Genomic DNA, 22712 nt, shown 5'->3' with positions numbered 1-22712 from the left:
CCCATTCAGTTTCCGACCAATCAGTCGTCAATTGCCTGCCGGTTCTTGCGAAGGTCCCTGCAATGCGGGGGCTGGCGAGCCTCGAGTCCGATCCTGAGGTCCTTGGGGGCCAGCACGCAGGGCTGCAATGATCGATAGTTCGTTGCTGGAAGCCGGACAAATTTCCAGTCTTGGCGAGCTAGGGGATTCCCTTAGTCGTAGTGAGATAAATTTCGCTGTAAAGCCAACGGCGGGTGCCGGGAAAAGGCACGTTGTTGTATGGTTGTGGTCGAATCGATGAACTCAAGTAATTGAAAGGATATCGCCATGCTGGACTGGAAGAACCGCGCCGGTAGCGCGCCTGAACGTGCCGCTGAACCGAAGTCGGCCACCCGCAGTTATTTGGGCGGCCTGGTGTTCAGCCGGGCGCTGGCCACGTTGATTGGCATCTACCTGCTGGTGACGATTGCTCTGGGTTGGTACTGGAGCGCGGAACCTGCCCTGTTTCCGGTGCAGCAGAATGCGCAGTTGGCCGCTGAAAGAGACGGCAAGCAGATGGTGGTCGGCTACACCACGGTGGAAACCCTCAAGAGTGTCGCCGGGACCCTGCTGAACAAACCAGGCGGCTATATTTCCAACGACCGCCTGCCGCCAGGCCTGTGGATGGACAACATGCCAAGCTGGGAATACGGCGTGCTGGTGCAGGTGCGCGATCTGAGCCGGGCGCTGCGCAAAGACTTTGCCCGTTCGCAATCGCAGTCCACCGAAGACGCCGACTTGGCCAAGGCCGAGCCGCGCTTCAACTTCGACAATAAAAGCTGGGTGCTGCCATCCAGTGAGTCTGAGTTCCAGGAAGGCATCAACTCCCTGACTCGCTATCAGACTCGCCTGTCCGATCCGAACCAGAAGAGCGCACTGTTCTATGCCCGTGCCGATAACCTGAACAACTGGCTGGGTGATGTCGGTACCCGCCTGGGTTCGCTGTCGCAACGCCTGTCGGCCAGTGTTGGCCGGGTCAAGCTCAACACTGCGCTGAAGACCGAAGTGGTGGCCCCTGGGCAGGTGCCGCAGGTTGATGAAGAGATCGTCGAAACCCCGTGGCTGCAGATCGACAACGTGTTCTACGAAGCCCGCGGCCAGGCCTGGGCTTTGTCGCATTTGCTGCGTGCCATTGAAGTGGACTTCGCCGATGTGCTGGCCAAGAAGAATGCCACGGTCAGCGTGCGCCAGATCATTCGGGAACTGGAAGCGTCGCAGGAAGCGGTCTGGAGCCCGATGATCCTCAATGGCAGCGGTTTCGGCGTGCTGGCCAACCACTCGCTGGTGATGGCCAACTACATCTCGCGGGCCAACGCGGCGGTCATCGATTTGCGTCAATTGCTGAATCAGGGCTGAGCCATGGCCGATAGCTCCATCGATAACCTGCGCGAAGCCGCCCATCGGGCGGCCTCGGATGCCGAAGAGATCGCCTGGGTCGACGAGCAGGACAATCTGCTCGGCGCCCTGGTCCGGTCCGACTTGCGCGAACGCGGGCTTATCGGGCGCGGTACCTACATCATGTTGTTCAACTCCGCCGGAGAGCTTTGCGTGCACCGGCGCACCCTGAGCAAGGCGATCTATCCCGGTTATTGGGACGTGGCGGCGGGCGGCATGGTACTCGCCAGTGAAACCTATGCCGAGTCGGCCGCCCGGGAACTGGAAGAGGAGCTGGGGGTGAGCGGGGTGGAGTTGACCGTTCATGACCATTTTTTCTTCGAGGACACTGGCAATCGCCTCTGGTGTTCGGCATTTTCGGCAGTGTGGGACGGCCCGCTGATCCTGCAGCCGGAAGAGGTGCTGGAAGCGTGCTTCATGCCCATCGAGCAGGTGCTACGGGATATCGAGCAAAAGCCTTACTGCCCGGACTCTTTGGCGGCGTTGAAACGCTATCTCCGTGCCCGTGGCGAAGACGTCGCAAAAGAGGCATAAATTGGCGCCGATTGGCTCTTAGCAATCGGCGTTTTTGCCGTTACACTGCGCGACCTTTTCAAACTGAACCGGTATTGCTGTTTGTAGGAGCTGCCGCAGGCTGCGATCTTTTGACGTTGCTTTTAATTCAACATCAAAAGATCGCAGCCTCGTTGCACTCGTCAGCTCCTACAAGGAAGCTTACCGTTTCAGTAGCGCTGCCCCTGCCTGAGTGGGGCTTCGCGGTCGATGGCACCTGCCCAGGTTGCCGCGACCAGTCTTTGTCCTCCCAAGAGGATTGCCGGTGGCCAAAAAAGCCGCATCCTTCGCCGCCCTTGGTGGCTTGGTATTTTCCACCGACGCAGGTCGTCATTGCCCGGAATGCAGTAAACCGGTAGACGCCTGCATCTGCAAACAGACCGTTATCCCGGCCGGCGACGGCATTGCTCGCGTGCGCCGCGAAAGCAAGGGCCGTGGCGGCAAGACGGTGACCACCATCACCGGCGTGCCCTTGGCCGAAGACGCACTCAAGGAACTGGCGACCACGTTGAAAAAACGCTGTGGTACCGGTGGAGCGTTGAAAGACGGGATCATTGAAATCCAGGGCGATCATGTCGAGCTACTCTTGGCAGAGCTGATCAAGCACGGATTCAAGGCAAAGAAGTCCGGCGGCTAGCAGCCTCTGTGAAAACCACCCGCGGCTTGATCCAGACCTGCCTGACTGCAGGCCTGGCGTCGTCACCATGGTTTTCACAGAGCCTGTTCATGACCGGTTTCTAAACTCACTGCGGTCGGCGAGGTCTATCCCTTCGTTGACGAACCGTCATTTTCATTCTTTAGACTGCGCCGGCCTGACACCAGGCGACGCACTATGACTTCTTTATAGGGGACTTCAATGTCCGTAAGACGCACACGCAAAGACGATGGCAGCCAATGGACAGTTGCGGACAGCCGCAGTGTTTACGGGATTCGCCATTGGGGGGCCGGGTATTTCGCGATCAATGACGCCGGTCGCGTCGAAGTTCGTCCCAACGGTCCGAGCAGTTCACCAATCGATCTGTTCGAGCAAGTCGACCAGTTGCGCAAGAGCGGCTTGTCCTTGCCATTGCTGGTTCGGTTCCCGGACATCCTGCAAGACCGCGTGCGTCAGCTCACCGGTGCGTTCGACGCCAACATCGAGCGCCTGGAATACCAGAGCAAGTACACCGCGCTGTACCCTATCAAGGTCAACCAGCAGGAAGCGGTGATCGAGAACATCATCGCCACCCAGAACGTCTCCATCGGCCTGGAAGCCGGCTCCAAGCCTGAGCTGTTGGCAGTGCTGGCGCTGGCGCCGAAGGGTGGCACCATCGTTTGCAACGGCTACAAGGACCGCGAGTTCATCCGTCTGGCGCTGATGGGCCAGAAGCTCGGCCACAACGTGTTCATCGTGATCGAGAAAGAATCCGAAGTCGGCCTGGTGATCGAAGAAGCCGCCTCGCTCAAGGTCAAGCCACAGGTTGGCCTGCGCGTGCGCCTGTCGTCCCTGGCCTCGTCCAAGTGGGCAGACACTGGTGGCGAGAAATCCAAGTTCGGCCTGTCGGCGGCGCAATTGCTGTCGGTGGTCGAGCGTTTCCGCGCCGCGGGCCTGGACCAGGGCATCCGCCTGCTGCATTTCCACATGGGCTCGCAGATCGCCAACCTGGCCGACTACCAACATGGTTTCAAGGAAGCGATTCGTTACTACGGCGAATTGCGTAACCTCGGCCTGCCGGTGGATCACATCGACGTGGGTGGTGGCCTGGGCGTGGACTACGACGGTACGCACTCGCGTAACGCCAGCTCGATCAACTACGACATGGACGATTACGCCGGTGTCGTGGTCGGCATGCTCAAGGAATTCTGCGATGCGCAGAGCCTGCCGCACCCGAACATTTTCTCCGAAAGCGGCCGTTCCCTGACTGCCCACCATGCCATGCTGGTGATCCAGGTGACGGACGTCGAGAAGCACAACGACGACGTGCCACAGATCGAGAACAAGGAAGCACTGCCGGAAACCGTGCAGTGGCTGGTGGACCTGCTGGGCCCGACCGACATCGAGATGGTCACCGAAACCTACTGGCGCGCCACGCACTACATGAGCGATGTCGCCGCCCAGTACGCCGACGGCAAGCTGACCCTGGCCGAAAAAGCCCTGGCCGAGCAGTGCTACTTCGCCGTGTGCCGTCGCCTGCACAACTCGTTGAAGGCGCGTCAGCGTTCCCACCGTCAGGTGCTCGACGAGCTCAACGACAAGCTGGCCGACAAGTACATCTGCAACTTCTCGGTGTTCCAGAGCCTGCCGGACACCTGGGCCATCGACCAGGTACTGCCGATCATCCCGCTGCATCGCCTGGACGAAGAGCCACTGCGTCGCGCCGTACTGCAGGACCTGACCTGCGACTCCGACGGCAAGATCAACCAGTACGTCGACGAGCAGAGCATCGAAACCAGCTTGCCGGTGCATGCCCTGAACGAAGGCGAGGACTACCTGCTGGGTGTGTTCCTGGTCGGCGCCTACCAGGAAATCCTCGGCGACATGCACAACCTGTTCGGTGACACCGACTCGGTGAACATCTACCAGAACGCTGACGGCAGCGTGTACCACGCCGGTATCGAGACCCACGACACCATCGAAGACATGCTGCGCTACGTGCACTTGTCGCCAGAAGAACTGATGACCCACTACCGCGACAAGTGCGCCAGTGCCCGCATCAGTGCCAGCGAGCGCACCCAGTTCCTCGATGCCTTGCGTCTGGGCCTGACCCGTTCCTCTTACCTGTCTTCCTGAGGTAAGTACTGCGCTCATCGGGTTGTCTGAAAATTTACCTTTTGCTGAGGAAATTTCAGATAACCCGGTGGGGCATTTCTCTTTTTTCCTGCGAAAAAGATCGCGTATCGGCCGTCCAAGGGATTTCGTCCTCTTTTCGCGTAGGTCTTTTCCTAAGTTGTACTTCGCCTCTCTACTCGGCCATCTCTCTCGGCGAGAATCCCCGGCTGTCCCTCCTGTAGAGAAATGCCCATGGTCGATCCAGCCAACGAATCGTCATTTCGTCTGGACGTAGCAGGTCTGTCCAATGCCTTCGAGGTTCTGTCCTTTGCCGGTAGAGAATCCATCAGCGAGCCTTTCGTGTTCGACGTGGACCTGCTGATCGAAGACCCGACGCTCGATCTCGCCGGCTTGCTGTACCGTTCGGCCTCCTTGCTATTCGGGCCGGAGGGAAACGTCATCCATGGGCAGCTGCACGAACTGGTCCAGCGTGAACATGGTTTGGGGGTCAGGCTCTGTCAGGTTCGGCTGGGGCCGAAACTCGCCTGTCTGGCCCGGCGCTACAGCCAGCGCATTTTCAGCGGTCGCTCAGTGCCGCAGATACTTGATCAGGTGCTCAGGGAGCACGGCATTGTCGATCAGGATCGACGCCTCGAATTGGCTGGCGATTACCCACCCCGTGATTTCTGCACGCAGTACCGGGAATCGGACCTGCAGTTTCTTCAGCGCCTTTGCGCCCATGAGCGGTTGCACTATCACTTCGAACACCGGGCGGATGGACATTGCGTGGTGATCGGCGAGGGGCCAGGGAATTTTCAGGTCGCTGAGGCGGCGGTCTTCCGTGCGATGGGCGGGCAACCGGCAGTTCGTCGTTTCGAGGTCATGCGCTGTACCGATGGCGCGGCGCAGCGCGTGGAGTGTGGTTCTGACCTGACGACGCTGCGCAGCGGCCAGCTCATGCCGCTGTCCGGGCACCCGGTTCCCGAATGGAATCAACCATGGTTGGTGACCCATATCGAGCATCAAGGCGAACAGGCGGCGAGCCAGACCTATAGCAATACGCTGCGGGCGGAGCAGTGGGTGTTGCCCCTTGAAACGCCACAGGTGGCGCTGAAGCCCAGGATGCACAGCCTGCAACGGGCATGGGTGGTCGATGTCGATGAGCCGCAACCTGATCCATCCAGGCCTGTGGCGGTGCAGTTTGACTGGGTTTACCAGGGGGAGGGCGCGGCATCCAGCCACTGCTGGCTGCCATTGGCTGCGCCACTGAACGTTGCGGCCAGCCCACGGTTGGCTGAAGGCACGGAGGTGGTGGTGAGCTTCACCGAAGGTGATCCGGATCGACCGTTGATCACCGGGTTTCTCCACGGCCCCGCCAGTGTCGAAGTAAACGAGGTGCAGGATCCTGCCACATCTGTTCTCGAAGATTGCCCGCTCGACGGAGTGCAACAGTGGTTGTGTTCGGGCGAGCCCCTGATGTTGCTGTGCCTGTTGCCCGGTGGTGGCAGTTTCAATCATTGCGCCCAGGCGCTCTGCATCTGTCGCACGGCGCCGCGCCTTGGCCAGAGCGGTGCGGCATGAGCGCGGTACAGGCAACCGTTGCGAACCCGCAATGGTTGTTACTGGACATGCCGGGCGCACCGCAGGTGGGCGTGACCCTGCAGGAAACGTTTGCTCAGGCCGGTAGGTTCTGGTTGTTCGAAGACACCGAGTGGCAGGCACTGCAGGAGCAGGGGCCGGTACTCATCGATCTGCAGAGCTGCCCGGCCCTGGCCGATCTGTACCGCGTCGATGGGCAGCGCTGGCCTGGGTTGCTGATGTTCAGCGAGGCGACGGCGTCGACATTGCTGGCGCATCTGCGGCGCATGCTCAGCGTCTCGTTCAACCTGCATCACCGCGCCTTGTTGAGTTACTTCAACCCGAACACCGCCAGTTATTTTTTTGATGCCTGCGATGCCGAGGAACTCAGTCGCTGGTTAGGGCCTATCAGTCAATTGCGCTGGTTCGGCGGAACCTGGGCAGACCGCGCGCTCGGCTGTCAGGGCTGGCAGCAGTTGCTCAACCCGGGGCTTGATGTGCGCCCTCTGGAGGTCGATGAGGATCTGAGCCCACGGCAGCGGGAAAAACTGCAGACGTGCCTGCTGGAACACCATGCCTGGCGCTGGAATCGGTCCACGGGCGCTGATTTCACGCGTCTGTGGGACCATCTGGAAGAGGGGCTGGCATTGGGCTTCAGCGAGCGCCCGGTGCTCGACGACTGGATATGGCTGCGCCTGCAATACCCCGACGCCTGGCTGGTGCAACCATTATCGGGCGGTACCCAACAGGAGCGCCTCGATAGTGTCCGCAAGCTATGGCAGGACGGCTCAACCTGAGCCGATGCTGTAGATGCCACTGGCTCAGTGAGCGCGGGCGAACCAGCCATCGTTCTGGCGCAGGCGCCAGGCAATCAAGCCGAGCGTCAGGCTGCGCAGCAACATGAACAGCAGAAAGGTTATCCACAAGCCATGATTGCCATAACCCTGCAGCGCCCAGGCGAACGGCAGCAGCAGTACCACTGTCAGCAGCATGCCGTTGCGCATTTCCCTGGCACGGGTGGCGCCGATGAATAACCCATCGAGCAGGTAGCTCCAGACGGCGATCAGCGGTAGCACTGCAAGATAGGGCAGGTACAGGAAAGCAGTGTCGCGCACGCTGGTTATGTCGGTTTGCATCTGGATGAACAGGTGTCCGGCAAACAGGAACAAGCCGGCAAAGCCCAGGCTCGCCAACAAGGACCAACCGCAGGCCACCACCAGGGAGCGGCGCAGGGCATTGCGGTCGCGCGCGCCGATGGCGTGTCCGCACAGGGCTTCCACGGCATGTGCCAGTCCGTCGAGTGCGTGGGCGGTCAGCAGCAAGCCGTTGAGCAGCAGGGCGTTGGCGGCAACGGTCGCATCGCCCAGCCGGGCGCCTTGCACGGTGATCAGGAAAAACACCGACTGTAGCGCCAGGCTGCGGATGAAAATGTCTCGGTTGACCGCCAACAGCGGTCGCCAACTCTGCCAGAGTGCCAGGGTGGCCCAGACGATATGGCCGGGATAAGCGCGCAGGGCCTGGCGCGTCATCATCAGGCCGATCAGCGCGCCGGTCCATTCGGCGATCACCGAAGCCCGGGCCGCGCCCACCACCCCCCATTCCAGGCCAAGGACAAACCACAGGTTAAGGGCAATGTTGACCAGATTGGTGCTCAACAGGATCGCCAGTGGCGCGCGGGCGTTCTGCGTGCCGAGAAACCAGCCGACCAGCGCATAGCTGGCCAGTGCCGCCGGCAGGCCGAACAAGCGAGTGTGGAAAAACTCGCGGGTCATCTGGTCCAGTTCCGCCGACGGTTGCATGAAGTGCAACGCAACCCCGCTCAACGGCACGCCCAAGGCACCCAGCACCACCGCCAGCCCCATGGCCAGCAGCAGGCCCTGCAACAGAATCTGCCGCAGCGCCGCGCCATCCCCGCGCCCTGCGGCCTGGGCGGCAAACCCGGTGGAGCCCATGCGCAGAAAACCCATCGCCCAGGCGAGGAAGGTATAGAGGCTGGCCCCGACCGCCACGGCCCCGAGTTGATGGGCGTGAGGCAGATGGCCAATGACGGTGCTGTCGACCAGCGCCACCAGCGGTACGGAAATGTTCGAGAGAATCATCGGCGCAGCCAGCGCCCAGACCCGACGATGGGTTGGGCGGTCGCGCCAGTCGGCGATCAGGTTGGACATGCAGGCTCCTTGGGGAGCAGGCATTGTAGCGACACATCTGGAATCTGCCGCGATCCATTGCAGGGGCGAGCCTGCTCGCGAAGGCGGTCTTTGAACTACATCAATGTCGAATGTCGCGCCATCTTCGCGAGCAGGCTCGCTCCCACAGGGGGGGTGGGGTCAGTGCATGATCCAGCTGAGCAACCACAACCCCAGCATCAACCAGATGATCCCCATGATAAACGCGGCGTTCATGAACGCGCGAATGGCCGACCATAACAACACCAACCCGACGATCAGGGTGATGATGCTGATGATCGACGTGTCCATGCCCAGTGCCTCGGACAAGCCCTCGACAAAATGGCTGCTCGCGCGACTCACCAGTTGGAACAGACCGCTGAGGCCATCAACGATGAAGCGGATGATTGAGCCGAGGACCTGGCCAAGCCATTCGAAAAAACCTTCTACCTGCATGAAATGAACGTCCTGTCTGTAGGAGCTGCGGAGCGACGGTTCGACTTGCCGCGAATTTTCACAGGCGCCACGAATCACGCCATCGAATGATTATGGTGCAAAGACCGACAATGCTGCCAGGCACTTGCCTTCCCCCGTCATCCCCCCGAAGCTATACGTCTTCAGGAGAGCCCGATGAACCTTGTTGAACTGACCGAACGCCTGCACGCTATCCGTGATCGCAATGACTGGCGGCAATTTCACAGCCCGAAAAACCTGGCCATGGCCGCGAGTGTCGAAATGTCCGAGCTGGTGGAGATTTTCCAGTGGCTGAGCGAAGACCAGTCACGGCAGCTGCCGGCTGACAAGCTGGCCCATGCCGGGCAGGAAATCGGCGATATCGTGCTCTACCTGTTGTTGCTGTGCAGCGAACTGGGGCTGGACATGAATGACGTTGTACGCAGCAAGCTGGCGGACAGCGAGCGGAGGTTCGGCTGATGAGCGACCGTCATTTCGATCAACTGGCGACGCGTTTCGCCGAAAAAATCTACGGCGGCGCCAAAGGCGCGATTCGCCTGGCGGTGCTGCAGGCCGATCTGGCCGAAGCCCTGCCGGATCGGCCACTGCGGGTCCTGGATATTGGCGCGGGCCTCGGCCACATGTCGTTGTGGCTGGCCCAGCGTGGTCATCAGGTGACCCTGGCCGAGCCCGCCGAACCGATGCTCGAGGGCGCCCGCCAGCGCTTTGCCGATGCGGAACAGAATGCGACCTTTATCCAGGCGCCCTGGCAGGAACTGCCCGGTCAGCTCACCGAACGCTACGACCTGGTGTTGTGTCATGCCGTGCTTGAATGGCTGGCCGAACCGCACGCCATCCTGCCGGTACTGCACCAGTTGACCAAGGCCGATGGTTGGCTATCCCTGGCCTTCTACAACCGCGACGCACTGATCTATCGCAACTTGCTCAAGGGCCATTTCCGCAAGATGCGCAAGAATGACATGGCCGGCGAGAAGCAGAGCCTGACTCCGCAACAGCCCCTGGACCCACGAGAGTTGGCAGCGCAACTTGAGGGGCTGTGGCAGGTCGAAAGCCAGAGTGGCGTTCGGGTTTTTCACGATTACATGCCGGTGGAGTTCCAGGCCCGCGCCGAGCTGTCGGACCTGCTCGAAATGGAGCTGGCCCATCGGCGCCATCCAGCCTTTGCCGGGCTAGGGCGTTACTTGCACTGGATCTGTCGGCCGGTCTGATCGGAGTTCGAAATGAAAAGTCGTGCAGGGTTGCTGTTGATCTGTCTGGGCCTGGCGGCCTGCCAGGGCAGCAATCCGTACGTGGCAAGTTCCAGGCCTTTGCCGCCAGCGCCACCTCAGGCGGCCAGTACCTTTGATCGCAGCGCCTACCCGGCGCCACCGCGAGACTACGGGCGTTATCGCAGCTGGGCCTGGCTCAACGGGCAAATGCCGCCGGGCACCGCGTGGGCGGACTCGGCGCAGGTCGCCGATGCCGTCAGCAGTGCGCTGGATCAACGCGGCCTGCGGCCCCTGCGTGACAACCGGCCGGCGGATCTGTTCGTCAGCGCAGACCTGCGTTTGGAAACACGCTTGCGTCAGGTCCAGGACGATTACGGCTACTACGGCGGTTACGGCGGCTATAACCGCTATGGTTATGGCCCGGGTTACGGCATGTACGGCAGCATGCCGATTGTGCGCACTTATGAGGAACAGGTCGTGGTGGTTCACGTTGACCTGTACGACGCGCAAAACGGTGAACCGGTTTGGAGTTCGAGCGCTGAAACCAGCAACCGGGGCAGCGAGGGCGAGCGTGTCGATGCCATACGGGAGGCTGTAGAAAAGGCAATGTCGGCGTATCCTCCTAGTTAGCTTCCTGTAGTCCAGAAGCATTTCGCAGGTTCATGTCTTCTACCGGAGAATCGCCATGTTCCGCCGTCTCGCTTTACTGGCAGTGGCCGTGCTGCTCAGTGCCTGCGCCGCCAACCAGGTCAATCATGACTTCGATGCCAGCCGCGATTTTGCCGCGTATCACAGCTGGAGCTGGAAAGAACCGGCGCTGCAATACCGTCCCGATGACCCCAGGATCAAGAGCGACCTGACCGAACAGCGTGTGCGCGATTCGGTGGCCGATCAGCTCGAGCAACGTGGCCTGCGTCAGGCGGGCGCCGGCGCCAGGGGGGATGTGAATGTGCAGGCTTACCTGATAGTCGAGGATCGCCAGCAACAGGTGACGACCAACTACGGCGGCGGTTGGGGTTACCCTTGGTACGGCTACTATGGCGCTCCGATGTACAACGAAACCCGCCTGGTGTCCTACAAGGTCGCGACGATCCAGATCGACCTGCTCGACGGCAAGGACGGCAAGCTGGTCTGGCGCGGCAGTGACGAACAGATGCTCAGCCGCACGCCGAATCCGACAGACCGCAGTAATGCGATACACGAAACGGTCACGAGGATTCTGGCCAACTACCCACCCCGCCGGTGAAAACACCCAATTAACACCCCCTACAGGCGGTGGCGAGTTGCCAGCAGTCACGCCATCCCTTGTCTACACTGCCTTACACCCACGGAGGTTACGTTCGGCCGTGCGCCGGCAAAGGAGTGCGCGATGTCGCCCCGCATGCAGTTTCGCGGCCCTGCCCGACAAACAGGGGCCATTGGCTTGATGGCGGCCGTTACCTTGGCGCTGGCCTTGGCGTTCATGTTGCTGGTGATCGACAGCGGCCGGCTCTACCTGGAAAAGCGCAACCTGCAGCGCATCGCCGACATGGCCGCGCTTGAAGCCGCCACGCGGGGTGGGGATTGTTCCACGGGTGCAACCGCGACCAGCTATGCCACCGCCAGTGCCCAGCGCAATGGCTTCACTGTGCCCAGCGACGGGCGTGCACTGGCGGTTAGCTGCGGTGCGCTGACCCTGGATGCCAACAGCCTGCGGATATTTTCCGTCGACCCTGGCAAAAGTGAAGCGATCCAGGTCATCGCCAGCCACGTCGTGCCGCAAAGTTTTGCGGGCGGCATTGGTGCTCTGTTTGGCGGTGCCCCTGCTGGCTCGACCCTGAACCTGAAGGCCACAGCGGTCGCTGCACTCCCGCCGCCGCTGGCAGCGCTGACCATCCGCAGCACTGTGCTGACATTCGATACCAGCAAGGCAGCCATTACCAGTTTGCTGTTCGGTGGCTTGCTGGGAGGCAACGTGACGATCAATGCCGCAGGCTGGAATGGCTTGGTCAACAGCAACATCAGCCTGCTCAGCTACCTCAATCGCCTGAAAGTCGACCTCGGCCTGACCGCCGTAGGCTACGACCAGGTGCTGTCCAACAGCATCACCGTCAGCCAGTTGATCCAGGCCGCCATCAATGTCCTGGACCCCAATGGCACTCTGGCAGCGAGTGCCACGATCGTCAGCCTGAAGGCGCTGAAATTGGCTGCCGGTGCGACCAGCGTGGTGCTGGGCGACTTGCTGCACGTCGAAAGTGGCAGTGACATCTCGGCCCTGGCAGTGAACCTCAAGGCTTTCGACCTGATTGAAGGCGTCGTGCAGTTGGCCAACAAGCAGAACGGCCTGGTGGCGACCCTGCCGATCAACCTCGCGGGCCTGGCGCAGATCACTGCGCGGGTGCAGGTGATGCAGCCACCGCAATTGTCGGCCGTGGGCAATCCGAAAAAGGCGGCCCAGGCGCCCTTGGGGCCTGACCGCATTTATGTTCGAACCGCCCAGGTCAAGACGTTGTTGTCCATTGACCTGCCGGTACTGGACGCCATCACGCCATTGGTCAATGCCGTACTTGACCTTGCTACGTCGCTGACCGACTTTCTGAAAGACTTGCTGGGCCTGCAACTGCACAAGTTGCTGACGTGCGGCTTGGGTGCACCGTGTGACACGACGGAAGTCAAGCTTCTGCCTCCGCCGATACGGCTCGATGTTGCTCTGGAAGCGGGCGGTGCCTGGAGTTATGTCACGGCTTACAGCTGCATGAGCTCGACGAATAAAAGCCTGACCACCAGCACCACGACCAAGCTGATCGGGCTGAAAATCGGACAGATCACCCCGGAGGATGTGTTTGGTTCCGCCACGGTCCCGCCGACCAATATCGTCAACCCGCTACAAGTCATTTATGTCGGCGTGCAAACCTGCAACCGGCTGCTGTTTTTACCGGCGGTCTGCTACAACCCTCGGCCGAGCGGTGGCATCGGCATCCACGTCAATACCGCGGTAGCGCAGAACGCCAACATACCCCACGTGTATTCCGCACCAGCTGCCGCCAACCTGCCGGAAATCAACCAGCCACCGTTTTTCTACGCCTACACCACCAACAACATCGTCAACAGCCTGAGCACCACCGTCAGCGACCTCGGCGTGAACATGTATGGGCTGTCGGGCAGCATCATCGGTGGCCTGGGCAGCCTCTTGAACGACGTCACCACCGCGCTGGTCAATGCGATCAACACCGTACTCAGCCCGCTGCTGGATACCCTGATCAACACGCTACTGGCGAGCCTGGGCATCGACTTGAACAAGGTCGAAGTCGGCGCCAACCTCAGCTGTCACGCCGGCCGCGCATCGCTGGTGATCTGAGCATCGTGCACGATCGGCAGCTCGATGCAAAATCGCGCGCCCTCGGCCGAGTTTCTGACGCTGAGTGTTCCCCCCATGTTCTGCACGATGCCGTAGCTCACAGACAACCCCAGCCCAGTGCCGACGCCCACTGGCTTGGTGGTGAAGAAAGGCTCGAAAATCCGCTCCAGCAGGCGCGGATCGATGCCGCCCCCGTTGTCTTCAACCCACAGCCGCACCGCATGTTCATCGCGTTCGGTATACACCGCTATCCACGGCTTGAATTGACCGTCGGCCTCACGCTTGCCGAGCAGTGCATCCCGGGCGTTGACCATCAAGTTGATCAACACTTGTTCCAGCTGATCGACATACCCGCGTACCTGGACCGCAAAAGCGCACTCGCTGACCCGCAGTTCCACCCCTTTGCCGCGCATCCCCTCGGCCAGTAGCGACAAGGTGCCGTCGATAGCCTGGGCCGGGTTGAACGGCTGCTGTTCGATATCCGAGCGGCGGCCGAACACGCGCATGTGATCCACCACTCGCGCCGCACGCTGGACCTGAGCGTCGATGCGGTTGAGCTTGTCGGTCAGGTAATCGATCTGTAGATCGCCATTGCCCAAGCGCTTGAGCACATTAATGATCGCCATGCGCATCACGTTCAGCGGCTGGTTGATTTCATGGGCCAGGCCGGTGGCCATCTCGCCCAATGTGGCCATTTTCGCGCTTTGGGTCAGCTGTTGCTGGGCGCGCCGGACTTCGGTGTTGTCGCGACCCACGGCCTGCACCTCCAGCAAGCGGCCTTGCTCGTCGAACACTCCGCGATCCGACCAGACCCACCAGGCGTGTTCCCGGCCGGGTAATTGCAGATTGATTTCCGCCGTGCTCACCGGAAATTCCGGGCTCAATTGACTCAGGCGCTGGAGGAAGGACTCGCGCTGCTGCGCCGACATCCAGCTGCCCAGGTTAACCCCCGGCAAACCCTCGGGCGAACATTCCAGGTAGGTCGCCAGCGGCCGGTTGCCGAAGGACAGGGTCAGGTCCGGACGGTAACGGCAGATCATGGCCGGTGAGTCCTCCACCAACATCCGATAACGCTCCTCGCTCTGCTTGACGTGTTCGGCCGCCAGCGTCGCATCGGTGACGTCCAGCCACAGGCCGACGGCTTCCACCGGCAAACCCAGGTCATCGCGCAGCAACCTGGCTTCGTCGAGCAGCCAGTGGTAATTGCCGCGACTGTCGCGCAGCCGATAACGTGCACGTACCGAGCCTTCGCGCAACAGCAGGCGGGTGCGTTCGAAATAACGCTCGCGATCCTCGGGGTGAACGCGATCGACCAACGCCGCTCCGGTACAGTCAGCGAGCGTCCAGCCCAGCAAGGGTTGCAGGCTGTCGCTGAAAAAGGTCGGTTGCAGCGCACCTTCGACATAGCGCTGCACATAAATCACCGCAGGTGAACTGGCGATCAGATTGTCCAGCCGGGCATGCGCGGCAGCGGCGAGTTGCTCCTGGTTCTTGATGTCGCTGATGTCGAGCATGAATCCTACCAGGCGCCGTTGGTTGCCGACGCCCAAGGCCTGGCCTTGCAAGCGATACCAGGTCGGTGGAGTGTCGCCGTCGTCACGGTGCAGGCGCACGCACAACAGCAGGGGCGCGCCTTCGAGTCGCAAGTCCTGCAGGCGGCTGTGCAATTGTTCGCGATCGGCGGGGGGCACTTGGACGAGCCAGTCCTGCAGTGGCAAACGTTCCTGTTCAAGGTGCAGGGCACGGGCCAGGGAGGGGGCCAATTGCACCTCGCTGTCGTTGAACATTTCCCACCAGCCGGTGCCGAGCAGCGCCTGCAACGACTCCAGGCGCTCCAGCTGCAGGTGATGGCGATGTTCGCGCAAGCGCGCAAGCAAGGGGCCGGCGAGGGCGGCGGCAAACTGCAGCCAGTCGCGCTCGCTGACGTCCGGGGCCTGTTGATGGGCCGTGTAACAGCCACAGAGCAACCAGGCCACCACGCCTTGAGCGTCGTGATAGGGCACGGCGAAACCCTCGGTGTTGCCAAAGGTGCCTTGCAGGCGCGGGTGCTCGGCCAGGTTCAGGTGATGCGGCGTGGAGCCGTCCAGACTGTCGAGGCCGGTGCCCAGGCGCTGGCCGTTGTGCCACAGGCTGGGCGTGTCAAAGCCGGCATAGTGCTGGTGAATCTGCCAGCCCTCCTGCTCATCGAGCAGCGCCAGGGCGATACAGGGGATGTGAAAGCGTTGGGCCAGCGATTGCAGTTGGTCCACCAGCACGTCGGGCAAGCGCATCAGGCTGCACAGGCGCAACTGTTCACCGATTTGCGCCGCGAGCAACTGGCACTGCTCGCGCAGGCGCGCTTGTCGGCGTTCAAGCAGCAAGTCGCCGATGTCCAGCAACTGCAGCAACCAAGTGTCGGCCATTGGCTGGACCCAGCCACGCAGGTGCAGGGGCGAGCCGCTGAGGCTGTAGAAGTCCAGGTCCAGAAGCTGACCCCGCCAATCGGCGGGAGGGCCCTCGATGGCGAGGCTGCAATGGGGCAAGAGAAAATCCAGCAGATGTGCAAGCTGTGCCGCCGGGGCCTGCTGGGCCAGCAGATGCCGCAGTGGGCCGCTCAGGTGCAACACCCGACCCTGGGCGTCGAGCTGTATCTGTAGGCCGACACTGAGTACGCTTGGGGGCTCCACGATTTCCTGGTGTGCCGGCGGGTGGCGATTGAGCAGGCGCCCGAAGAGTTTATCCCCGGCACTCAAAATTGCAGGCTCGAACTGGCGGTGAGCGTCGCCGGCAAATTCGGTATGGGGCCAATCCCCGGCAGGTTCAGAAACGGAATCACCGCGTTTAACTTTTGCGAGGGATAGTGGATGGCCACCTTCAACACGCCGCCCGTATAAGTAGTGGTCGTGTCGGTGGCGACATCGAAATTCAGCCCGGCGGGAATCCAGGCCAACTGCCGGGTCAGTTCCAGCTTGACGACGTTTTTCAGCGCAGCCTCATAGCCGGGCGTGTTCGGGTCCAGGGCCACGCTACGGCGCACGGCTTCGGCGGTCGACTGGTTGAACGACTGCATCAGCAACAGCGGCAGGCTATACGTGACAATCGCGTAGAACACGGCAAAAAAGATCACGAACACCAAGGCAAATTCAATCGCTACGGCACCTTTTTGCTTACGTGGGAGGTTGCTTTTCATGAGTGCGACTACCCTGACATCACGAGGTAATGTCAGCATAGAATCATTCCGCCATAACGGACGTTTTTTACCGGATGCAGAGCTTTGTCCTACTGATCTGGCTGACGCTATGCGCAGCGCAAGATGCCCAGCAACGGCACATCGCCAACCGCCTGACCCTGGGCGTGGGGGCGCTGGCGCTGGCGTATCTGCTATGGAGCGGAACCACCTGGATCGGCGCCCCAGCCACGCAGGGTGGCTGGGCTGCGTTGCTGGCCATGGCCTTCACCTTGCCCGGCTATGCGATGCGTCGCCTCGGTGGTGGGGACGTCAAGCTCATGACCGCCCTGGGGCTGGCGACCGATGGTCGGCACGTGCTGGGCGTGTTTATCGGTGCCGGCCTGGCCAGTGTGTGTTGGATACTGCTGGCGCCAAGAGTCTGGCTTCATATCAGTCAAGGGCTTAGAAGTCGCCTGTGTTATCTGGAGCCCGGTCTGTCAAGGAAACAGCCCTTTGCCCCTTTCTTGTTGGTGGGGCTGGTGCTGACATTCGCCTGGCTCGGCATGTGATCCGTTTTGTACAGCGGCGAAAGAGCGACTACTTTCATACAGGGGTTTCAGTAATAGGACGGTCAGTCCTTGGCCTTGCAGGGAGTTGCACGTGAACAAGCGTACTTCGGCAATAAAAGTCCTCGTGGTCGACGATCAGTCCTTGATCGTCACAGAACTTTGCGAATTTCTTGAGAGCAACGGCTACCGCTGCGTTCCCTGCGAATCCGGCCATCAGGCGATCGAACGTTTCCAACAAGACATGGACATTGGCCTGGTCCTCTGCGATTTGCACATGCCTGGCCTGGACGGCATTCAAATGGTCCAGGAACTGCAACGCCTGAGTGGTAAACACCGGGCCTTCGAAGCCATCATGCTCACCGGGCAGGCGGACAAGCAGGATGTGATCAAGGCATTGCGCGCCGGCGTTGCCGATTACTACCAGAAGCCGATTGACCTGGGTGAATTGCTCGAAGGCGTACAGCGCCAGGAAGTGGCACTGCAGGAGCGGCATAAGACGCTGCAGTTGGGGCATCTGAACCAGAAGCTGCAATACCTGTCCGAGTCGCTTGATGATCTGTACCAGGACCTGGACCGGGTTCGGCGTACACCGAATGCCTCGGGAGGGGATGCCAGCGATACCGAGCGAACCGAGATCCCGGCCATCTTCAATCAGCTGTCGCCGCGCCAACTGGAGGTGGCGCGGTTGGTGGGCAAGGGGAAAACCAATTATCAGATTGCCTGCGAGTTGGGCATTACCGAGAACACGGTGAAGTTGTACGTGTCGCAGGTGCTGCGGTTGACGCATATGCATAACCGCACGCAATTGGCGTTGGCGATGACGCCGAATCATTCAGGGCTGCGGCATCGGGCGTCGACGAGCTGATCTGCGCTTTAGGCTGGTGTACATATCCAGCCCGCCAGCCGACCTGCATCTGGCGGACGTACTGGGTCCACCTGTGGGAGCGAGCCTGCTCGCGAAGACGGCCTGCCAGCCAATCCGATTCTAGCGGATGTACTGGATCCCCTGTGGGAGCGGGCTTGCCCGCGAAAAACCTGAGGGCACCGCGGGGCGTCTGGTTTCCCGCGTCATCGTTATCGACCATCGTCGGAACACCGCCCGGAGCATGCTCGCTCCTACAGGGTTATCCGACACGGTTAGTGCCTTGTTCAAATAGAGAAACGGCCTACACCATTCTTAGAATCGTCCTATTTCCAGCTTCCTTCCAATTCGCCAAAGCTTTCACCCCACAGGACCCGGGTGAACGCCAAACCCTTCCTGACCGCTCCCCCCGCAGACCAGGAAGGACTGACCATGAGCACCCAACCGCGCATTTTCTTCAACCACAGCCGCCATAAACTCTGGGTCCGCAACCTCGAGACCCGCCTCGATGTCCTTGCCTTTCGCGGCGAAGAACGCCTCAGCCAACCCTTCACCTACGAGATAGAGTTCACCAGCGCCGAGCTCGATCTCGAAGCTGAACAGCTGCTGCGCAAGGACGCCTCTTTCAGCTTGCACGCCGCGCCATTGAACGTCGCGCCGATGCCCTGGAAAGTGCCCGAGGTCAAACCGTTGCGCACGCTGCACGGCGTGATCACCGGCCTCAAGCGCCTGTCCGCCTCCCGTGACGAAGCCCGCTACGAACTCACCCTGCAACCGCGTTTGGCCTTGCTTGAACGCGGCCGGCAATACCGCATCTACCAGGATAAGTCAGTACCGGAAATCGTCGAAAGTATCCTGCGCAGCCGTCACGACCTCCGAGGCCAGGACTTCCTGTTCCGCCTGGTGCGTGAATACCCCCGGCGCGAACAGGTGATGCAGTACGGCGAAAGCGACCTGGCCTTCATCAGCCGCCTGCTGGCCGAAGTGGGCATCTGGTACCGCGTCACCAGCGACCAACGCCTGCACATCGACGTCGTGGAGTTCTGCGACGGGCAGCGCGGCTACCAGTTCGACGTCGAACTGCCGCGCTTCCCGCCCGCCGGGCTCAGCAGCGATGCGGACCGCGTGTGGGACCTGCAAACCCATCACCAGGTGGTGGAAAAACACGTCAACGTCCGCGCCTATCACCCCCTGGACGCCAGGGCCCACCTCGACGCCGACGTCGACCAGACCCGCGGGGCGAAAATCACCTACGGCGAGGCCTACCACTACGCCGAGCCCTACCGCGTACTCGGCGGCGCCTACGATCTGCACGAAGACCTGGCAACCGAAAGCGGCTACTTCTACGCACGTCTGCGCCACGAGCGCTACCTCAACGACCAGACCCGCCTGAGCGGCATCAGCAGCAGCGCCACCCTCGCACCGGGCCAGGTGCTGACCATCACTGGCGGCGGAGCACCGCAGGCCTTTACCCCGCGGTGCGCGATCATCGCCGTGCGTACCCGTGCCGCCCGCGATGCCAGCTTCGAGTGCCGCTTTGAAGCCATGCCCTATTCGGAAACCCTGTGCTTTCGCCCGCCACTGCTGCCCAAACCACAAATCGCCGGCACCGTCCCGGCCCGGGTCACCAGCGGCGAAGCCCACGACAAATACGCAGAAATCGATCTGCGAGGTCGCTACAAGGTCAACTTCCTGTTCGACCGCGACCCGTGGAAGCTCGGCGAAGAAAGCATGTGGCTGCGCCAGGCGCGCGCTTACGCCGGCGACACCCACGGCCTGCACCTGCCGCTGATCTGCGGCACCGAAGTGGCCATCGCCTTCGAACAGGGCGACCCCGACCGTCCCTACATCGCCCACGCCCTGCACGACAGCGAACACCCGGACCACGTGACCCTGCGCAGGCGCGACCACACCCGCAACGTGCTGCGTACACCGGCGAACAACAAGCTGCGCATGGAAGACCTGCGCGGGGAGGAGCACGTCAAGCTCAGCACCGAGTATGGCGGCAAGAGCCAGCTGAACCTGGGGCATTTGGTAGATGCCACGAAGAAAAAACGCGGGGAAGGGTTTGAGCTAAGGACGGATGATTGGGGGAGTATTCGTGGAGGCAAAGGGTTGTTCATCAGCGCCGACGGACAGCCCAAGGCGCAAGGCTCGGTCCTCGACATGAGCCCGGCAGTGGAACGCTTGCAACAAGCCGGCGAACAACTGCAAAAACTCTCGCAAGATGCCCAAGCGGCGAACGCCGATCCCGCCGATGTGCAGGCCCAAATGTCGCTATTGCGTGAACAGATCGACGCGCTCAAGGCGCAGGTGATCCTGCTCAGCGCGCCCCAAGGCATTGCCCTCACCAGCGGCCAGCACCTGCAACTGGCGGCGCAGGAGAACATGATGCTCAACGCTGGCGGCGACGCCAACTTCAGTGTGGTCAAGCGCCTGTTCATGGGTGTGGGTCAGGGTTTGAGCCTGTTCGTGCGCAAGCTGGGGATCAAGCTGATCGCCAATCAGGGCGCCGTAAAAATTCAGGCACAGAACGACACCCTGGAACTGATAGCGCGGCATGGCCTGAACATCACCAGCACCGAAGACGAAGTCCATATCACCGCGAAAAAGAAAATCACCCTGAACGGAGGAGGCAGCTACTACACCCTCGATGCGAACGGCATCGAATCGGGAACATTGGGCGATCACAACGTCAAGGCGGTGTACGTCGAGTACAGCGGCCCGGCCAGCATGACCGCCGTGCATCCGGATTACCCGCAAAGCCTGTCCAGACAAAGGCTGAGATTCAATGTAGGACAAGCCCCCAATGCCATCCGCGAGGGCTGGGCGGGCATGCCCTATACCCTCTACGCCGACGGTGCCGTGCTCCAGCGAGGCGTGCTGGACAAGACCGGGCAACTGTCGATCGATCATCAGGTCGTGACCCGCAGCTACCGGTTAGTCATGGCCAACGGCGTGACCCATCACATCCCAGTGCCTGGCGAATACCGCAATGCCGATCAGGCCCATATGGCCAATCGCGGCTTGCACAACCACACCGCGCAGGCCGATTCAGAGATGAGCCAACCCAGCTCGCACACCGATCATCGCGCGCTGTACGACGCGGCGCTACATGCAATCAACGATCAGACAGGGAAGACGTCATGAGCCGCTATGAGTTCGTCTCACCGGTTGCATTCCAGCACAGCCAAGAGGTGACCTGCACCCCGCCCTGGTATGTACAGGACACCGAATATCCGCCCGCCATGGCGACCTATGAACCGTTGATCAATGGTGAAGACACCTTCAAGGCGGTTTACGAGGCTATTTTCAACGCCACGAAAACGGTCGACATCATCTGCTGGGGCTTCCAGCCGTCGATGTATTTCATTCGCGATCGAGATCGAGATCCCAAGGCGCCGAGCATCGGTGAGCTACTCAAGGCCAAGGCGCAAGCGGACGTCAAGGTGCGGATACTGGGTTGGGAGGCGCCTTTCAATGCTGCCGGCCTGTCGGGTGAAGCCAACTTGCCCGGCAAAGGCACGTTCCCCGTCAACGACCGGGCCTTGCAGAGCTCCACCCAGGCGCAATACGACTATGACCGCCAATGGTTTGCCGAATTTGCGGTCCAGGGTGACCAGGCGGTGGAACGTGGTGGACTCAAGCGGCCAGTGTTTGTCAGTCGTGGTTTCGATGTTAACGAACGAGCGGAAATCGCCCATCAAGTGCGACGCGCGAGTCTCGATCCGCAGGTCAGTGGGGCTACGCGCTTCTTCCTGAAAGCGACCCCCACGCATCATCAAAAAACCGTGCTGGTCGACTTCGAACTGCCGGATTGTGCCGTCGGTTTCGTCATGGGCCACAACATGCTCGATGAGTACTGGGACACCAATGCCCATTCGGCGCTGAACCGTTCCGAGGAGCGCAAACCACTCCCCCATCAAGGCCCGCGCGGCATGACCCCGCGTCAGGACATTTCCAGCCGCGTCAGTGGGCCGATCCTGGAAGCCCTGCACAACAATTTCGCCAAGGCCTGGCGCAAGGAAACCGGCGAGGACCTGATTGCCTCACGGCAGTCCATGCAGGTCGGACCGCAACTGCAATGTATCCCGGACGCCACCCGACAAATCGCGCAGATCCTCCGCACCCAGGCCCAGGAGGGCAAGCGCGACATCGAGCAGCTCTACCTGCAAGCCGTCAACAACGCGACCCAGTTCATCTACATCGAAAACCAGTACTTTCGCTGGCCCCCTCTGGCCGAGCTGATCAAGGCTGTGGCAGCGGGCCAGACCAAAGCCGGGCGCGACCCCGGCATACACGGTCCGTTGCACTTGTTCGTGATCACCAATGCCAGCGAAGACAGCGTTGGGTCTGGCGCGGTTAACACCCAGCGCATGCTCCAGAGCCTCGGCCGGGGTGAGCTCATTCCCGGAGTCACCAAGTTACAGCGCATCGAAGCGGTGAAACAAAACGCACCGCCCCGGCCGACCTTCGAACCTCACGACCGCGTCGGGCAGCAGGAACTGGCCAGGTGGGAGGCTGAGCTTGAATGGCAAGCCCGGGCGATCAAGGACAGCACGGTTCAACAGGAGGAACGTCCCGGCCTGAAGGTGCACCTGTGTTCGCTGGTCGCCCCCGACTCGCCCGCGGGCCAACGGTGGATGCCGGTGTACGT

At 61.3% G+C, this 22712-nt stretch carries 19 protein-coding genes; 15 read left to right on the top strand and 4 right to left on the bottom strand.

The window, feature by feature from the left end; genetic code table 11:
- The first annotated feature begins 306 nt into the window (after positions 1 to 306).
- The 6 genes from PG5_RS12795 (at position 307) to PG5_RS12770 (ending at position 7089) form a co-directional block, all read left to right on the top strand.
- Positions 307 to 1374: a DUF2333 family protein gene (locus PG5_RS12795; RefSeq protein WP_020797552.1), complete on the top strand. Its 1068-nt coding sequence runs from the start codon at positions 307 to 309 to the stop codon at positions 1372 to 1374.
- A 3-nt stretch (positions 1375 to 1377) separates the two neighbouring features.
- Positions 1378 to 1947 (top strand): NUDIX hydrolase, encoded by a 570-nt coding sequence (locus tag PG5_RS12790; protein ID WP_020797550.1) that lies wholly within the window; start codon positions 1378 to 1380, stop codon positions 1945 to 1947.
- A gap of 283 nt (positions 1948 to 2230) precedes the next feature.
- Positions 2231 to 2602 (top strand): translation initiation factor Sui1, encoded by a 372-nt coding sequence (locus tag PG5_RS12785; protein ID WP_007914613.1) that lies wholly within the window; start codon positions 2231 to 2233, stop codon positions 2600 to 2602.
- A gap of 219 nt (positions 2603 to 2821) precedes the next feature.
- Positions 2822 to 4735, top strand: coding sequence for an arginine decarboxylase (speA, locus tag PG5_RS12780; protein WP_020797549.1), 1914 nt, complete (start codon positions 2822 to 2824; stop codon positions 4733 to 4735).
- Between the two features lie 231 nt (positions 4736 to 4966).
- The gene (locus PG5_RS12775) at positions 4967 to 6295 is read left to right on the top strand and encodes a type VI secretion system Vgr family protein (protein WP_020797548.1); all 1329 of its coding nucleotides are present in this window, start codon (positions 4967 to 4969) and stop codon (positions 6293 to 6295) included.
- Positions 6292 to 7089 (top strand): DUF4123 domain-containing protein, encoded by a 798-nt coding sequence (locus PG5_RS12770; protein ID WP_020797547.1) that lies wholly within the window; start codon positions 6292 to 6294, stop codon positions 7087 to 7089. The genes PG5_RS12775 and PG5_RS12770 overlap by 4 nt, the downstream gene beginning before the upstream one ends.
- Before the next feature lie 24 nt (positions 7090 to 7113).
- Here the strand turns inward: PG5_RS12770 and PG5_RS12765 are convergent, their stop codons facing one another.
- Positions 7114 to 8460, bottom strand: coding sequence for an MATE family efflux transporter (locus PG5_RS12765; protein WP_020797546.1), 1347 nt, complete (start codon positions 8458 to 8460; stop codon positions 7114 to 7116).
- Positions 8461 to 8619: 159 nt separating this feature from the next.
- Positions 8620 to 8913 carry a hypothetical protein gene (locus PG5_RS12760; protein ID WP_020797545.1) on the bottom strand — a complete coding sequence of 98 codons (294 nt, stop codon included), beginning with the start codon at positions 8911 to 8913 and terminating at the stop codon, positions 8620 to 8622.
- A gap of 174 nt (positions 8914 to 9087) precedes the next feature.
- Between PG5_RS12760 and PG5_RS12755 the strand changes: the two genes are divergently transcribed.
- The 5 genes from PG5_RS12755 (at position 9088) to PG5_RS12735 (ending at position 13476) form a co-directional block, all read left to right on the top strand.
- Positions 9088 to 9390, top strand: coding sequence for a MazG-like family protein (locus PG5_RS12755; protein WP_020797544.1), 303 nt, complete (start codon positions 9088 to 9090; stop codon positions 9388 to 9390).
- Positions 9390 to 10139, top strand: a complete 750-nt coding sequence (locus tag PG5_RS12750) for a methyltransferase domain-containing protein (RefSeq protein ID WP_020797543.1) — start codon at positions 9390 to 9392, stop codon at positions 10137 to 10139. The genes PG5_RS12755 and PG5_RS12750 overlap by 1 nt, the downstream gene beginning before the upstream one ends.
- Before the next feature lie 12 nt (positions 10140 to 10151).
- Positions 10152 to 10769 carry a DUF4136 domain-containing protein gene (locus PG5_RS12745; RefSeq protein ID WP_020797542.1) on the top strand — a complete coding sequence of 206 codons (618 nt, stop codon included), beginning with the start codon at positions 10152 to 10154 and terminating at the stop codon, positions 10767 to 10769.
- Positions 10770 to 10824: 55 nt separating this feature from the next.
- On the top strand, positions 10825 to 11385 hold the full coding sequence (locus PG5_RS12740) for a DUF4136 domain-containing protein (RefSeq protein ID WP_020797541.1): 561 nt from the start codon (positions 10825 to 10827) through the stop codon (positions 11383 to 11385).
- 123 nt (positions 11386 to 11508) lie between these two features.
- Positions 11509 to 13476 carry a pilus assembly protein TadG-related protein gene (locus PG5_RS12735; protein WP_020797540.1) on the top strand — a complete coding sequence of 656 codons (1968 nt, stop codon included), beginning with the start codon at positions 11509 to 11511 and terminating at the stop codon, positions 13474 to 13476.
- On the opposite strand, the gene PG5_RS12730 is transcribed toward PG5_RS12735, so the two are convergent.
- Positions 13446 to 16208, bottom strand: coding sequence for a PAS domain-containing sensor histidine kinase (locus PG5_RS12730; RefSeq protein ID WP_042955366.1), 2763 nt, complete (start codon positions 16206 to 16208; stop codon positions 13446 to 13448). The genes PG5_RS12735 and PG5_RS12730 overlap by 31 nt on opposite strands.
- Positions 16205 to 16645 carry a TadE/TadG family type IV pilus assembly protein gene (locus PG5_RS12725; RefSeq protein WP_020797537.1) on the bottom strand — a complete coding sequence of 147 codons (441 nt, stop codon included), beginning with the start codon at positions 16643 to 16645 and terminating at the stop codon, positions 16205 to 16207. Before PG5_RS12725 ends, PG5_RS12730 begins: the two co-directional genes overlap by 4 nt.
- A gap of 74 nt (positions 16646 to 16719) precedes the next feature.
- On the opposite strand from PG5_RS12725, the gene PG5_RS12720 reads away from it, so the two are divergent.
- From PG5_RS12720 to PG5_RS12705, 4 genes are all read left to right on the top strand, one after another.
- Positions 16720 to 17193: a prepilin peptidase gene (locus PG5_RS12720; protein ID WP_020797536.1), complete on the top strand. Its 474-nt coding sequence runs from the start codon at positions 16720 to 16722 to the stop codon at positions 17191 to 17193.
- Positions 17194 to 17284: 91 nt separating this feature from the next.
- Positions 17285 to 18058, top strand: a complete 774-nt coding sequence (locus tag PG5_RS12715; RefSeq protein ID WP_020797535.1) for a response regulator transcription factor — start codon at positions 17285 to 17287, stop codon at positions 18056 to 18058.
- A gap of 429 nt (positions 18059 to 18487) precedes the next feature.
- A complete protein-coding gene (locus PG5_RS12710) occupies positions 18488 to 21205 on the top strand; it encodes a type VI secretion system Vgr family protein (RefSeq protein ID WP_042955365.1) in 2718 nt (905 codons plus the stop codon).
- Positions 21202 to 22712: phosphatidylserine/phosphatidylglycerophosphate/cardiolipin synthase family protein (locus tag PG5_RS12705; protein WP_042955364.1), on the top strand; the 1511-nt coding region annotated here is incomplete at its 3' end. The genes PG5_RS12710 and PG5_RS12705, both read left to right, overlap by 4 nt.

The sequence above is a fragment of the Pseudomonas sp. G5(2012) genome, assembly GCF_000408945.1.
GTDB classification, from domain to species: domain Bacteria; phylum Pseudomonadota; class Gammaproteobacteria; order Pseudomonadales; family Pseudomonadaceae; genus Aquipseudomonas; species Aquipseudomonas umsongensis.
The sequence above is the reverse complement of the archived record's forward strand: the minus strand, read 5'-3'. Positions and strand labels throughout refer to the sequence as shown.

Coding starts and splice junctions, on each gene's coding strand:
- PG5_RS12790 (WP_020797550.1), top strand. CDS start 1,378: ATGGCCGATAGCTCCATCGATAACCTGCGCGAAGCCGCCCATCGGGCG.
- PG5_RS12725 (WP_020797537.1), bottom strand. CDS start 16,645: ATGAAAAGCAACCTCCCACGTAAGCAAAAAGGTGCCGTAGCGATTGAA.
- PG5_RS12760 (WP_020797545.1), bottom strand. CDS start 8,913: ATGCAGGTAGAAGGTTTTTTCGAATGGCTTGGCCAGGTCCTCGGCTCA.
- PG5_RS12710 (WP_042955365.1), top strand. CDS start 18,488: ATGAGCACCCAACCGCGCATTTTCTTCAACCACAGCCGCCATAAACTC.
- PG5_RS12755 (WP_020797544.1), top strand. CDS start 9,088: ATGAACCTTGTTGAACTGACCGAACGCCTGCACGCTATCCGTGATCGC.
- PG5_RS12735 (WP_020797540.1), top strand. CDS start 11,509: ATGTCGCCCCGCATGCAGTTTCGCGGCCCTGCCCGACAAACAGGGGCC.
- PG5_RS12770 (WP_020797547.1), top strand. CDS start 6,292: ATGAGCGCGGTACAGGCAACCGTTGCGAACCCGCAATGGTTGTTACTG.
- PG5_RS12720 (WP_020797536.1), top strand. CDS start 16,720: ATGCAGAGCTTTGTCCTACTGATCTGGCTGACGCTATGCGCAGCGCAA.
- PG5_RS12765 (WP_020797546.1), bottom strand. CDS start 8,460: ATGTCCAACCTGATCGCCGACTGGCGCGACCGCCCAACCCATCGTCGG.
- PG5_RS12795 (WP_020797552.1), top strand. CDS start 307: ATGCTGGACTGGAAGAACCGCGCCGGTAGCGCGCCTGAACGTGCCGCT.
- PG5_RS12750 (WP_020797543.1), top strand. CDS start 9,390: ATGAGCGACCGTCATTTCGATCAACTGGCGACGCGTTTCGCCGAAAAA.
- PG5_RS12740 (WP_020797541.1), top strand. CDS start 10,825: ATGTTCCGCCGTCTCGCTTTACTGGCAGTGGCCGTGCTGCTCAGTGCC.
- PG5_RS12775 (WP_020797548.1), top strand. CDS start 4,967: ATGGTCGATCCAGCCAACGAATCGTCATTTCGTCTGGACGTAGCAGGT.
- speA (WP_020797549.1), top strand. CDS start 2,822: ATGTCCGTAAGACGCACACGCAAAGACGATGGCAGCCAATGGACAGTT.
- PG5_RS12745 (WP_020797542.1), top strand. CDS start 10,152: ATGAAAAGTCGTGCAGGGTTGCTGTTGATCTGTCTGGGCCTGGCGGCC.